This is a genomic window from Levilactobacillus paucivorans, assembly GCF_001437125.1.
GTDB lineage: Bacteria > Bacillota > Bacilli > Lactobacillales > Lactobacillaceae > Levilactobacillus > Levilactobacillus paucivorans.
The window spans coordinates 1-359 of the sequence record NZ_JQCA01000085.1 but is presented as its reverse complement, the minus strand read 5'-3'; the positions used below and the strand labels follow the sequence as shown (position 1 = coordinate 359).

1 protein-coding gene is annotated in these 359 nt (G+C 42.3%); it reads left to right on the top strand.

Annotated features, from left to right (window positions below):
• Positions 1-359 (top strand): recombinase family protein (locus tag IV54_RS07665; protein ID WP_162259321.1); only part of this gene is annotated, 359 nt, incomplete at both ends.

Below are 359 nucleotides of genomic sequence, written 5' to 3'. Positions count from 1 at the left end.
TTTACGGATAAATTAAGTGGGGCTAACACTAATCGGCCAGAACTGCAAAAAATGCTGGCCTATATTCGTGAGGGTGATATTGTAATGGTCACTGAATTAGATCGCTTAGGCAGAAACAACCATGATTTGACTAAGATCATGAACTCCATTCAAAATAAGGGTGCCACCCTAGATGTGTTGAATTTACCGTCCATGACAGGGATTGCTGACCCAAATTTACGTCAACTGATGACCAACTTGATTATTGAACTCTATAAGTATCAGGCCGAAAGTGAACGTAAGCGAATCATTGAGCGCCAGCAACAAGGGATTGCCTTAGCTAAGCAGCAGGGTAAATATCATGGGCGCAAACCCCAATA